The following is a 13136-nucleotide window of genomic DNA, read 5'->3' as shown; positions in this document are numbered from 1 at the left end:
TCATCTATTGAATTATCTGCAGATGCTCCTATAAGAGAGCCTTATATAGCATATTTACAAGGTGGATTAACATTCGATCATGCTAAAATAGGTATATTAATTTCACTAAATAACATACTTTAAGCATAAAAAGAGGCTATATTTAATTATATGGCCTCTTTTTAATCATTATTTTATTCATGTATAACAATATCTTCAATATGATCATTAAACTCTAATTCTACCTTATTGCCATTAGAAGCATATATTTCTATTTCTTCATTAATATCTATGTTGACTTCTTCTGTTTTTTCATTATTATCAATATTAAGTTCTTTTGTATCATTTTTATCTAAACTTTCTAACTCATTATTAATATCATTACTCAATTCGTTATTATCTTCTTCATTATCAAGCTCACTTTTTACAGTACTTTCTACAAAATTTTCTTTAATATTATTAGCTTTTATATTATTACTTTCTGATAAAATACCATTCTCAATCAAATAATCATAATTATTAGGTATAATAAACAACCTCTTATATCCATTTTTATTAGTCTTAACAAAAAAATGTAAAATGATATTAAGTAAATCATCTGAAGAGAGTATAGCATTAGCAAAAGAAAGAGAGTATAAGTATAAATCGAATTCTCCTAAAAACTTAATTACTATTAATGGTAAAAGAGAAAATAATATAAACGGTATAATTAAATTAAAGCATAGTAGAGTAGGGTGTATTTCTTCCTTTAATTCACTAGTAACAATTCTCTTGTTGTTAAAGAATACTAAACTATTATTGGTATTTTTAAAAGGTTTCTTATAAAACAAAGTATGAATAAATTCATGTGGAATTTGAATTAAGTAGAAACTAAGAATATAAAAGATTATAAAATTTACAATAATTATTTTAATATCCTGAATAGTTGTAGAATAGCTAGCTAGCATATACCCAAACCCATATCCATATAAAAGAATAAATAGTATTCTTATAAGAATTCGTCTATTTAAATACTTATCTCTATCATAATCTTCTATAGGACATATTATATTTTCGCTATCATAATCTCCAGATTTCTTAATAAACCTACCTAGAGCTATTCTCATATTAATCACACACCTTCGCATTTAAAATAAAAAGAGTCATACAATATTGTATGACTCCTTAAATATTAATATGTCCTAAATAGCCCAACTAATTTACCTAAAATTTTGCAATCATCAACTATAATAGCATCCATATTATCGTTTTCTGGTTGTAGTCTAATATGATTTTTTTCTTTATAAAATCTTTTTATAGTAGCTTCATTTTCTATTAATGCAACAACTATCTCACCGTTATTTGCCGTTTTACATTCTTCTATTATAGCTAAATCTCCGTCGAATATACCTGCATTAATCATGCTATCTCCACTTATATTAAGCATAAATAATTCTTTATTATGACTGACATAATCAAGTGGAATAGGGAATATATCCTCTACATTTTCGTTTGCTAATATAGGTAAACCGGCAGTTACCTTTCCTATTATAGGAATGTTAACCATCTCTCTTTTCACTGAATTATCTATTATTTCTAACGCTCTTGGTTTAGTAGGATCTCTTTTTATCAATCCCTTACTCTCTAAACGTTTAAGATGACCATGAACTGATGATGTAGATTTTAATCCTACAGCTTCGCAAATTTCTCTTACTGAAGGAGGGTATCCTTTGTTATCGGTGTAAGTTTTTAGGAATTCATATATTTCATTTTGTTTTTCGCTTACTTCACGCATTTTCAACACCTCACTTATTTAAATCTATTATAACATATACCAATTACAATATCAAACTTATGTTCTTTATAATAATAAATAATATTTAAACAATATTTATTATTGAAATATAATAAAATAACTGATAGAATAATAAGGTTAATAGAATTAGGTGGTGATTTTATGACTTATAAATATACTGAAGATGATTATTGTGATTTATTTTCTAAAAAAATCTGTGATAATTGTGGAAAATGTTTAGAGGAAGATGGTATTGACATTAGAGCCATCAATATTGATGATATAGCTAAAACAATTGAAGAAAATGCATTTATTGAAGAAGAATTAAAAAATGCTTTAGATGCATTAAAAGAAGAAAAAGATTCTAAAGAAGAACTTACACTAGAAAATTACAACGATATTTTAAATAATTTAGACGATGACAAAGATTATGTTGATGCTTTTGATAATATTGTTTACTTCGATGAACTTGGAGTAGATAACGATACAGAATTAGAAGAATTAACTGAAGAAATTTATCCAGGCATAAGAAAAATGAAAAAATAGAAAATATTAAAATTAAAAGAAACTCTTATTATTTTTGAGTTTCTTTTAATTTATAATGTATTTTTTTATCTACTTAATATCAAAATGAACTTTTTACGAGCGTTGAACATACGTTCTTTATTTATTTTTTATATTGGCAAGAGGGTTTGAATTAGCTGCTTCTCTTAGAATTTCTTCATCTACATGGGTATAAATTTGTGTTGTAGATATATTTTCATGACCCAATATACTTTGCAAACTTCTAATATCAACATTCCCGTGTTTATACATTAAAGTGGCTGCAGTATGTCTAAGTTTGTGAGGTGTATACTTATCATTTGTTAATCCAGCATTTTTAACATGTTTTTTTACTAATAATTCTACAGTCCTTTTGTTTATCGGAGTATTTCTAGAGGATAGAAATAGATATTTTTTATTTTCATCTGTAACTTTAGAATCATTTCTTTTAGAAAGATAATTATTTATAGATGATATACATGCATCATTTAAATAAACAGTACGTTCCTTATTACCTTTACCTATTATAGTTAGAGTATCTCCCTTTATTTTATCTATTTTTATTGAGCATAATTCCGATAAACGCATTCCACAATTAAGAAATAAAGTTAATATACAATAATCTCTTAAATAATTGCAATTACTAATGTCTAAAGAGGAGAGTAGTGAAACACTTTCATCTAATGTAAGATATATTGGATGCCTTTTATTTATTTTAGGAGATTCTAATTCTGCTGCTGGATTAGAATTTATTATTTTAGATTTCCCTTGTAAATAATTAAAAAAAGATTTAAATGTAGCCACTTTTCTAGCTCTAGCATAATTTCCATTACCTCTTTGCTTTTCTACAAAAGATAAAAATGAATAAAGATCTGTCAGAACGATACTTCTTACAAAATCTTCTCCTAGATCATTTATAGGTATATCTTCAAACTCTATATCATCTGGTATGTAATAACCTTTATATACCTTCAAATATTTAAATAGCAAACATAAATCTATTTTATAAGCTTCAATAGTGTTTTTTGATTTACCTTTAATAGTTTCTAAGTAATTTAAAAAATCCATAATAACTTTAGGAAGTTTATTCATTTCTTGAACTTCAATACCAAATTTATTTTTAATATTATTTATATATTTTTCATCATCTTTAATAATTGAATTTATATCAATTTTACTTTTAGTCTTTTTTAAACTTGAATTATGTATTTCAGTCATTTAAATCCCCCTTATATGCAATTTAGCATTAATTTCATTATATCATAGGAGTTTTATGCTAACAACAAGATTTATTTCGCTAAATGGTTATTTAGCGAAATTATTTTTAGAGTTTTTTCTTTAATTTTTTAATATTTTATATTTATTTTTATAATATTAGATTTTTATTTCTCCAACCTTCACCTTTATTTTTATATTTTCATAAAATACCCTTAAAGAATTCATTTTTATAATTGAATTCTTTAAATTTTTATCAATTTCAGATTTCGATTCTGTCATATTTTAAATTTCAACTTTTTCTTTACTCTACAGTTTATACATTTTATAAAAATATAAATTATAAATTTTATTTCAATAGATATATTTATTTTTGTTAACAAAAATAAAACGCATATAAAAATACGTTTTATTTTTCAATTTCTACAATTTTAGTAACTAAATTAGATTTCAATAATTCTGACTTAGAAAATCCTTTTCTAAAATATCGTATTTGCTTATACATTTCTCCATTCATTTCAAAATCAAGAACATCAATACGATCTCCACTATATATTATAGGTTCCTTTTGTCCCTTAATAATAATCTTAATTTTCATATCTTACTCCTTTGTGTAATTATATCTTTAGTATACATCATCAAATTAAATTTATAAAGAAAAAAGGAAAAGTTAATATAAACCTTTCCTCAACCTTATAAATACATATTTTACTTTTTGAAAATCCCGAAAGGTTTTCCAACTGGTAAAAATACTCTTCCAAAATGTTTATTTAACACAGCAGCCGCTGAACCATAGAATGACATTATTGCAATTAATAATTCAGACCATGCAGCTAACTCGTGTGAAATTTCCGGCATAATACCAAATGAATTTAATGATAATCCTATGAATAAGAAATCAATTAAAACAAATATTATAAATAATACTTTGTGAGTTTCCATAGCGCCTATTGTCATAAATGCAGTAAATATTAAGTACCCTAAGAACGCAAAACCTAATTGCTTAGTATCTGCAGCTTGAGCTAACTTTTCTCCAAATACTCCATTTTGAATTAACCAAGTGAATCCCATTGAATACCAAAAGAATGCATAAGCACCAAAGGCTGTTGCTCCAAAAGTATTATCATGCTTAAAATCATTTATACATGCAAATAATTGAGCTGTTGCACCTAAGAATATAGCCCATGGTAATACTAAAGATACCCCTGATGTTATTCCTAACTTTTGAGATGAAGCAACCAAAGTTATTATAGCTAGTCCAAATAATCCTAATGCTGACGGATCAGCAACAACAATTTTTAGTTTTTGTGTGTTTTCCATTTTTTCCTCCTATGTAACGCTTATTAAGCAACGTTTATTATGACCTAATCAAGATTATCAGAAACTCAATATATTGTCAATATTTTATGACTTATTGTTATTATATTCCTCTATCCTTCTAGCTATATCCTCTAAATATTCTTGACGTTCATACTTCTCTAACAACTCTTCTTCTAATTTTGTTTTCTCTTGATCTAATTCATTTAACAACCCATAACTGCTAGAATTCTTATTCATTTCCTCTTCTATCTCAGCTATTTTTATCTCTATAGCTTCAATATCGTTATAAATATTCTCAAATTCCTTTTGTTCTTTAAATGTAAATTTAGGTCTTTCATCCTTATTCTTCACATATTCCTTTTTCTTAGTATTATCTTCTTTAGAGTTTTGCTCCTCTTTCTCTCTTAAAAACTTAATTTCTTTATTTATTAGATAATCACTATAATTTCCATTATATATATTAATTAATCCTTTATTTTCAAAAGAGAAAATCTTATTACAAATTCTATCTAAGAAATATCTATCATGAGAAACAACTATTACAACCCCTACGAATTCATCAATAAAATCCTCTAATATCTTTAAAGTTTCTATATCAAGATCATTTGTAGGCTCATCTAATATAAGAACATTTGGAGCTTCCATTAGAACTCTTAAAAGATGTAATCTCCTTCTTTCCCCACCTGATAACTTTTCAATCATTGTATACTGCATTGTTCCATCAAACAAGAATCGTTCAGCTAGTTGAGATGCACTTATTTTGCTTCCATCATCTGTAGGTATCCACTCTCCACCTTCTTTTATATAATCTATAGCTTTCATAGATAAATCCATATGCGAATCATCCTGTGTAAATGTTGCTATTTTTACAGTTTCCCCTACTTCTACATCTCCATTATCAGGTTTAATTGAACCTTTTATTATATTTAATAATGTTGTTTTCCCAACACCATTATCCCCTATTATCCCAATTCTATCTTCTTTTAAGATAGTATAATTAAATTTATTTATAAGATTCTTTTCACCATAACTTTTGTTTATATCATGTAGCTCAATAATTTTCTTACCTAATCTAGTTCCTATAAACGACATCTCAAGACTTGGTTTTGGCGCTATGTATTCTTGATTAACTAAATCATCAAATCTTTGAAGTCTAGCTTTTTGTTTTGTTGTTCTAGCCTTAGCTCCTCTTCTTACCCATTGTAATTCTTTAATAATTAACTTTTGTCTTTTTTCCTCAGATGCAGCTTCTATTTCTAATCTTTCAGCTTTCTTCTCTAAGAAATCACTATAATTACCTAAATATTGATATATATTTCCTCTATCTAATTCTAATATCTTATTAGATACTCTATCTAAGAAATATCTATCATGTGTAATCATTAATAAAGCACCTTTACGATTGTTTAAATATTCTTCTAACCACTCTATAGAATCAGAATCCAAATGGTTTGTAGGTTCATCAAGAACCAATAATTCACAAGGCTTAATCAAAGCTGAAGCTAAAAACACTCTTTTCTTTTGCCCACCAGATAAAACCCTCATTTTCATAGTATAATCTGTTATTCCAAGCTTATTTAATATTACCTTTACTTCACTTTCTAAATTCCATAAATTCAAGGCATCTATTTTTTCTTGTATTCTAATTAGCTTATTATTATCCCCTTCATTGAAACCATTACTACTTACCTTTTCTAACAATTCCTCATACTCCATTAATAATTTCATCTCTGAAGTATCTCCTTTAAATATTTGTTGAAGTACTGTTGCATTTGAATCAAACTCTGAATTTTGCTCTAAGTATTCTACTCTCACACCTTTTCCTTTAGTTATAACTCCATCAAAGAATTCATCCTTGCCAGTAACAATCTTTAACAAAGTAGATTTTCCACTACCGTTAAGACCAATAATACCAATTTTATCTCCTTCATTAATACCAAAAGATACATTATTTAATAATATTTTTTCACTATAAGTTTTATTAATATTTTCAACATTTAATAAATTCATTTTTTTCTCCTTTGATTATTCATTTCATTCACTAATTTTATCATATTTTAATAATATAGTTCAAATTTAATACTAAATTAATGGCAACCTCTTATAGCTGCCATTTTCATCATCTTAATTATTCATTTAATAATTTGTGTATTTTTTCAACCTCTTCATTTTTATTTATCCACCAGTTTCTGTACCATACAAAAATTATTTTATATCCTAAATTAATTAAATCTATTATTTTAATTAATTCTTTATAATCAAAAACCTCTTTATTATTTATATATATAACCTTGTTTTTTGCCTTTTCAAAATCTACATATATAATTGAAATATCATCTTCTTTTTGAAAGATGCTATACCCCAAATTATTAAGCATTTTAATTATACTTATATCTAGTTTTTCATTACAAATCTCACCATCTTTTCCGCATCTACTATCTGACATATCTATCAAATCTGATTGTTGAACAACTAAATTAAAAGCTTTATCTATCTTATCTTTATATTCAAAATATTCTTTTTCATCTAAAATTATAATAGGAAACATTTTTAATAAGAAACAAATATTTTCCTTATCATACTTTTCATTAGTTAATTTATCAATATCTAATTCATGAATCTTTATATTATTTTCAATAGAAAATCTCTTAATTTCCATAGTACAATTTTCTCTTAATGCTTTTAACAAAATTTTATTATATGATTTTAATGCTTCATTTAACTTAATTATTTTCTTATACACTTTATCGTAAGAATTTATTATATTTATCTTATTATTTTCTATAACCTCTATAATCTTATAACAGTAGTAATTAGGCACAAATTCTAATACACTATTTAACTCTTTTTTATTAATTAACTTTTCATATATATACTCCAAAAGCTCCATTGAAGTTTTACTCAACATCTTAATATTACTTTTCAATACTAAGTAATCCTTATATACAGATAATGTTTCTTTAATATAATATATATAATTATACAATTCCTCTTGATTTGTAATACGTTTATTTATTTCTTCTAAAACTTCACCTTTATAAACTTTATTTACAAAAGAAAATGATTCTAAAAACATCTGTAGATATTCTATATTTTCAATGTATTGATTACATATCAAATTTTCTTTTTCCTTATACTCTTCATACAATTCTTTCTTTCTAGTAGCCATCTCTTTATGTTTCTTAATTCCTAAACACTTATACCATTTTAAACTTTCTGCTTTATCAAGAATTTCTTTATTATGTTTATAATTTATATTCTTTGCTATATCTTTAATTTGCTCATTACTATAATTGTTATAATATATTTTCTCATTTTCAAAATCACTTGTATATTCATTAAAATAAATTGGGGGTATAAATGCGAAATTATTATTTAAAATTTCACTTAACTTTTTTATAACTTTATTAATATCATCTTTATTAATATAATCTTTTATTATATCAAATTTCTTGTTATTTTTAAATTTCTTATATTTAAGAAAACTATTTACATAATTATTTTTTATTAAATAATTAACTTCTTTAATTATTTCAGAACTATTACCCTCTAAAATTATCGGAGATTTACTTAATATAGAATAATATTCAAACTCCTTATCTTTAAATTCAATAATTTTATGAGTGATTGAATATAAATCATTTAAGGAATAGTTTATTGAGTCCTTATTAATAAATGTAGAGAATATTTTTATAATGTTTTCTGCATTATTATTTATTTGTCTTCTTAAAACTGTCATTTTTTTAATATCTAATTTTTCATCATTATCATCTTTTATAATTTCACTAATTATTTTAGATAAGCTTTTCTTATCAAATTCATTTATTATAAAATCATTAAAATAGTTAATTATATCACTAAATTCTTCATTTTTCTTTATTATTGCAACATACTTTTTATTTATTAAATTTTCAACAATATCATCAAAAGCTTTATTATTTAACATAAGTCTGTAAACCCTATCCATGGTAATATTCCCCTTATACTATTATTACTATAAGATATGTTTTTCTCACTAATTACATTACTCTCAATGATAATTTAATAGAAAAACTCGCCTTAGGCATAATATTTGCCTAAGGCGAGTTTTTCTATTAATAATTAAACATTAATTTCACTCTTTATATCTAAAGCATCTTTATTTTCTTTTATAACAGGTTCTACATACTCTTCTATAAACTCAACAACTTGACTTGGAGCTCTTCCAACAAACTTTTGTGGATCTATAATAGCTAAGATTTCTTCTTTACTTAAATTAAATGATTCATCTGCTATAATTCTCTCAATTAAGTCATTATTTAATCCTTCACCTTTAACTCTTTGAGAAGCAGCCATAGAATGTACTCTTATTTTTTCGTGTAACTCTTGTCTATCTCCCCCCTTTTTAACTGATTCCATCATTATGTTTTCTGTAGCCATAAATGGTAATTCATTATTAACATGACTAGCTATTACCTTTTCATATACAACCATATTTTCAGCAATATTAATATATAGATTTAATACACCATCTAATGCTAGGAATGCTTCTGCAACAGATATTCTCTTATTAGCAGAATCATCTAAAGTTCTTTCAAACCATTGCGTAGAAGCTGTTATCGCAGGATTTATCGCATTTACAATTACTGTTCTTGCAAGAGCACCTATTCTTTCACTTCTCATAGGATTTCTCTTATACGCCATTGCTGATGATCCTATTTGATGTTTTTCAAATGGTTCTTCGACTTCCTTCATACTTTGTAATAATCTTAAATCATTACTGAATTTATAAGCACTTTGAGCTATTTCAGATAATGTATTTAATACTATTGAATCAACTTTTCTTGGATATGTTTGACCAGTCACTCCATAACTTTTATCAAAGCCCATTTTTTCAGCAACATATGTATCTAATGCTTTAACTTTACTTTCATCACCTTCAAATAAATTCATAAAACTAGCTTGAGTACCAGTTGTCCCCTTTACTCCTCTTAATTTTAATTTAGATATTAAAAAGTCTATATTTTCTATATCTAAAACTAAATCTTGCATCCATAATGAAGCTCTTTTACCTACAGTTGTTAATTGAGCAGGTTGAAAATGTGTAAATCCTAAAGTAGGCATATCTTTATATTTCATTGCAAAATTAGAAAGATGATATAATACAGTAACTATTTTCTTTTTAGTTAATAATAAAGCATCTCTCATTATTATTATATCAGTATTATCTCCAACATAGCAGCTAGTAGCACCTAAGTGTATTATTCCCCTTGCATTTGGACATTGTAATCCATAAGCATAAACATGACTCATAACATCATGTCTTACTTCCTTTTCTTTTTTTATTGCTTCTTCATAATTTATATTATTTATATTAGATTTTAATTCATTTATTTGCTCATCTGTAATATTTAATCCTAATTCCTTTTCTCCTTCAGCTAAAGCAACCCAAAGCTTTCTCCAAGTTGAAAATTTCATATCATCAGAAAATATATAACTCATTTCCTTTGATGCATATCTTGAGTTTAATGGCGAGTTGTATAAATTTGTCATTTAAATACCTCCGAATATTACTTGTTATTTATTTTATATAATTCGTATTATACCATATTTTTATTTATTTTGTTAGTTATAATTTTTAAAAATTTTTCATATTATTTTATATGTATATATAATACATAGGATTTACTATATGTAAGTTAAATTTTTTCATAAGCTATCCTATATTCTTGTTTTATTAGGCTCAAATAACAATTGAATTTAATACATAAAAACAGAAAAATAAAAAAAGTGCATAAAGCACTTTTTTTATTTTAGTCTTCTAAAGTTTCGATTAATTTAGCGATTTCTTCAGCTGCTAAAGTTTCATCATCACCACTAGCTGTTACTGTGATGTTAGCTCCTTTAGTAACTCCTAATGATAAAACACCGATTAAGCTTTTAACATTAGCTTTCTTCCCGTTAAATTCAATGCTTACATCAGATTTGAAAGATGAAGCTTTCTTAACTAATAAAGTCGCTGGTCTTGCATGTAAACCAGTTCCATTGTTTACTATTACTTCTTTAGATACCATTAAACACACCTCTTTACGTATAATATATTATATTATATATCTAACGATTACATTATATACTGTCTTTTAAAGAATTTCAATACTAAAATACTTTTTAATAAAAAAGTTGAATTTTTTAATTTTCAAATATGTTTTTTATTTACTTATCTAGGTTGAACTATTAGTTTTATTGCAGTTCTTTCCTCTCCATCAATTTCAATATCTGTAAATGCAGGTACACATACTATATCTCTTCCACTTGGTGCTACAAACCCCCTTGCAATTGCTATAGCCTTTACCGCTTGATTTATCGCACCAGCACCTACAGCTTGTATCTCTACAATATTCTTTTCTTTTATAATTGCTGCTAAAGCACCTGCCACAGAATTTGGGTTTGATTTTGTTGATACTTTTAATACTTCCATTTATATTACTACCTCCTAATTTAAAACCGTTTACATCTAATGACGTATAATCACTTATATGATTATATATTCTACAAAATACTTAAAGTTCCTTCTTTTATTAAAAAAATTTTTTATAAACTAAAAAAATACATTTTGTATAATTACAAAATGTATTTTTTATTTATTTAGCAAAATCCACAGCTCTTATTTCTCTTATTACATTAATCTTAATTTGCCCTGGATACTCTAATTGTTCTTCAACACTTTTAGCTAAATCACGAGCTAATTCAATAGAACCAGCATCGTCTAATTGTTCTGGTTTAACCATGATTCTAATTTCTCTTCCAGCTTGAATGGCATATGACTTATCTACGCCCTCATAAGAATTTGCAATTTCTTCAAGTCTCTCTAATCTCTTAATATAAGCTTCTAGTGTCTCTCTTCTTGCACCAGGTCTAGCTGCTGATATTGCATCAGCTGCTTGAACTAAAACAGCTTCTAAAGACATCATTTCTACATCACCATGATGAGCTGCAATTGCATTAACAACTAAAGGTGATTCATGATACTTTTTAGCAAAATCTCCTCCAATTAAAGCGTGAGGTCCTTCTTGTTCTTGATCTATTGCCTTACCAATGTCATGCAACAATCCGGCCCTCTTAGCTAAATTCACATCAAGACCTAATTCTGAAGCCATTACACTTGCTAAGTATGCAACTTCTATTGAATGTTTTAAAACATTTTGACCATAGCTAGTTCTATACTTCAACCTTCCTAAAAGTCTTATAATTTCAGGATGTAAACCATGTACACCTGTTTCTAAAGTCGCTTGTTCGCCTTCTTCTTTAATATCATTTTCAACATCTTTTTTGGCTCTTTCAACCATTTCTTCAATTCTAGCTGGATGTATTCTTCCATCTACAATTAATTTTTCAAGTGCTATTCTAGCTACTTCTCTTCTTATAGGATCAAAACTAGATAAAATAACCGCTTCTGGAGTATCATCAATTATTAAATCTACTCCTGTTAATGTTTCGAGTGTTCTTATATTTCTACCTTCTCTTCCAATAATTCTGCCTTTCATCTCATCATTTGGTAATGCAACAACATGAACTGTTGATTCAGATACATGATCAGCTGCACATCTTTGAATTGCAGTAGTTATAATTTCTCTTGCCTTTTTATCAGCTTCTTCCTTAGCTTTTGATTCAATATCTTTAATCATTAAAGCTGCATCATGAGAAACTTCTTTTCTAACTTCTCCAAGAAGTATCTCTTTTGCTTCTTCAGATGTTAAAGTTGAAATTCTTTCTAATTCTTCTCTTCTTTTTACATATAACTGCTGAATATTTTCTTCCATTTGATCAATTTCTTGCAATCTCTTATTGATAGTCTCTTCTTTCTTTTCTAAAAGATCACTCTTTTTGTCTAAAGATTCCTCTCTTTGAAGAATTCTTCTTTCAAGCCTTTGAATTTCATTTCTTCTCTCACGAGAATCTCTGTCTAAATCATTTCTTAGTCTGTGAACTTCTTCTTTTGCCTCTAAAATAGCTTCTTTTTTAGTCGCTTCAGCTTCTCTTTTAGCTTTTTCTACTAAATCATTAGCTTCTTTTTCTAAAAATAAAACTTTATTTTGTGTGGCCTTTTGTATAGCTTTGTATACGATAAAACCGAATACTACTAATAACAAAATATCAACCAATATCATTGGTAATATCTTATCCAAACTAACACCTCCTCGTATAAATCTCTATTTATAAATGAATAGAGAACGTCTAGGTGCCATATTATTCTCACTGTCCCTATGAATATGATAAACCAGTATTTGTTATTATTTTACCTTAAAAACAAAATTATGTCAAGATT

At 26.1% G+C, this 13136-nt stretch carries 13 protein-coding genes; 2 read left to right on the top strand and 11 right to left on the bottom strand.

Annotation, left to right across the window (positions count from 1 at the left end; genetic code table 11):
* On the top strand, positions 1-123 hold a 123-nt coding region (locus Q0Y03_RS09890), incomplete at its 5' end, for a methionine gamma-lyase family protein (RefSeq protein ID WP_297713660.1).
* A gap of 50 nt (positions 124-173) precedes the next feature.
* Here Q0Y03_RS09890 and Q0Y03_RS09885 read toward each other — a convergent pair.
* Both Q0Y03_RS09885 and lexA read right to left on the bottom strand, forming a co-directional pair.
* Positions 174-1085, bottom strand: coding sequence for a DUF3267 domain-containing protein (locus tag Q0Y03_RS09885; RefSeq protein ID WP_297713655.1), 912 nt, complete (start codon positions 1083-1085; stop codon positions 174-176).
* A gap of 65 nt (positions 1086-1150) precedes the next feature.
* Positions 1151-1759: a transcriptional repressor LexA gene (gene lexA, locus Q0Y03_RS09880; RefSeq protein WP_226891448.1), complete on the bottom strand. Its 609-nt coding sequence runs from the start codon at positions 1757-1759 to the stop codon at positions 1151-1153.
* Between the two features lie 156 nt (positions 1760-1915).
* Here lexA and Q0Y03_RS09875 point away from each other — a divergent pair, with 156 nt between their 5' ends.
* A complete protein-coding gene (locus tag Q0Y03_RS09875; RefSeq protein ID WP_297713654.1) occupies positions 1916-2299 on the top strand; it encodes a hypothetical protein in 384 nt (127 codons plus the stop codon).
* 117 nt (positions 2300-2416) lie between these two features.
* Here the strand turns inward: Q0Y03_RS09875 and Q0Y03_RS09870 are convergent, their stop codons facing one another.
* From Q0Y03_RS09870 to rny, 9 genes are all read right to left on the bottom strand, one after another.
* Positions 2417-3388 carry a tyrosine recombinase XerC gene (locus tag Q0Y03_RS09870; protein ID WP_297713659.1) on the bottom strand — a complete coding sequence of 324 codons (972 nt, stop codon included), beginning with the start codon at positions 3386-3388 and terminating at the stop codon, positions 2417-2419.
* Between the two features lie 532 nt (positions 3389-3920).
* Positions 3921-4109 carry a hypothetical protein gene (locus tag Q0Y03_RS09865; RefSeq protein WP_297713653.1) on the bottom strand — a complete coding sequence of 63 codons (189 nt, stop codon included), beginning with the start codon at positions 4107-4109 and terminating at the stop codon, positions 3921-3923.
* Between the two features lie 110 nt (positions 4110-4219).
* Complete coding sequence (locus Q0Y03_RS09860; RefSeq protein WP_297713652.1) at positions 4220-4831, bottom strand: acetate uptake transporter; 612 nt, start codon at positions 4829-4831, stop codon at positions 4220-4222.
* An 84-nt stretch (positions 4832-4915) separates the two neighbouring features.
* The gene (locus Q0Y03_RS09855) at positions 4916-6841 is read right to left on the bottom strand and encodes an ABC-F family ATP-binding cassette domain-containing protein (RefSeq protein WP_297713651.1); all 1926 of its coding nucleotides are present in this window, start codon (positions 6839-6841) and stop codon (positions 4916-4918) included.
* 118 nt (positions 6842-6959) lie between these two features.
* Entirely contained in the window at positions 6960-8798 is a 1839-nt protein-coding gene (locus Q0Y03_RS09850) for a hypothetical protein (RefSeq protein WP_297713650.1), read from the bottom strand.
* Positions 8799-8932: 134 nt separating this feature from the next.
* Entirely contained in the window at positions 8933-10363 is a 1431-nt protein-coding gene (gene purB / locus Q0Y03_RS09845) for an adenylosuccinate lyase (RefSeq protein WP_297713649.1), read from the bottom strand.
* A 260-nt stretch (positions 10364-10623) separates the two neighbouring features.
* Complete coding sequence (locus Q0Y03_RS09840) at positions 10624-10884, bottom strand: HPr family phosphocarrier protein (RefSeq protein ID WP_042398687.1); 261 nt, start codon at positions 10882-10884, stop codon at positions 10624-10626.
* A gap of 143 nt (positions 10885-11027) precedes the next feature.
* Positions 11028-11288: a stage V sporulation protein S gene (locus tag Q0Y03_RS09835; protein ID WP_005212907.1), complete on the bottom strand. Its 261-nt coding sequence runs from the start codon at positions 11286-11288 to the stop codon at positions 11028-11030.
* 163 nt (positions 11289-11451) lie between these two features.
* Positions 11452-12978 carry a ribonuclease Y gene (rny, locus tag Q0Y03_RS09830; RefSeq protein WP_297713658.1) on the bottom strand — a complete coding sequence of 509 codons (1527 nt, stop codon included), beginning with the start codon at positions 12976-12978 and terminating at the stop codon, positions 11452-11454.
* Positions 12979-13136 lie beyond the last annotated feature (158 nt).

The sequence above is a fragment of the Clostridium sp. genome (assembly GCF_026168755.1).
Classification (GTDB): Bacteria; Bacillota; Clostridia; order Clostridiales; family Clostridiaceae; genus Clostridium.
This window is presented reverse-complemented; position numbering and strand designations above follow the sequence as displayed.

Coding starts and splice junctions, on each gene's coding strand:
- Q0Y03_RS09840 (WP_042398687.1), bottom strand. CDS start 10,884: ATGGTATCTAAAGAAGTAATAGTAAACAATGGAACTGGTTTACATGCA.
- Q0Y03_RS09860 (WP_297713652.1), bottom strand. CDS start 4,831: ATGGAAAACACACAAAAACTAAAAATTGTTGTTGCTGATCCGTCAGCA.
- Q0Y03_RS09850 (WP_297713650.1), bottom strand. CDS start 8,798: ATGGATAGGGTTTACAGACTTATGTTAAATAATAAAGCTTTTGATGAT.
- Q0Y03_RS09870 (WP_297713659.1), bottom strand. CDS start 3,388: ATGAATAAACTTCCTAAAGTTATTATGGATTTTTTAAATTACTTAGAA.
- Q0Y03_RS09885 (WP_297713655.1), bottom strand. CDS start 1,085: ATGAGAATAGCTCTAGGTAGGTTTATTAAGAAATCTGGAGATTATGAT.
- Q0Y03_RS09855 (WP_297713651.1), bottom strand. CDS start 6,841: ATGAATTTATTAAATGTTGAAAATATTAATAAAACTTATAGTGAAAAA.
- purB (WP_297713649.1), bottom strand. CDS start 10,363: ATGACAAATTTATACAACTCGCCATTAAACTCAAGATATGCATCAAAG.
- Q0Y03_RS09865 (WP_297713653.1), bottom strand. CDS start 4,109: ATGAAAATTAAGATTATTATTAAGGGACAAAAGGAACCTATAATATAT.
- Q0Y03_RS09875 (WP_297713654.1), top strand. CDS start 1,916: ATGACTTATAAATATACTGAAGATGATTATTGTGATTTATTTTCTAAA.
- rny (WP_297713658.1), bottom strand. CDS start 12,978: ATGATATTGGTTGATATTTTGTTATTAGTAGTATTCGGTTTTATCGTA.
- Q0Y03_RS09835 (WP_005212907.1), bottom strand. CDS start 11,288: ATGGAAGTATTAAAAGTATCAACAAAATCAAACCCAAATTCTGTGGCA.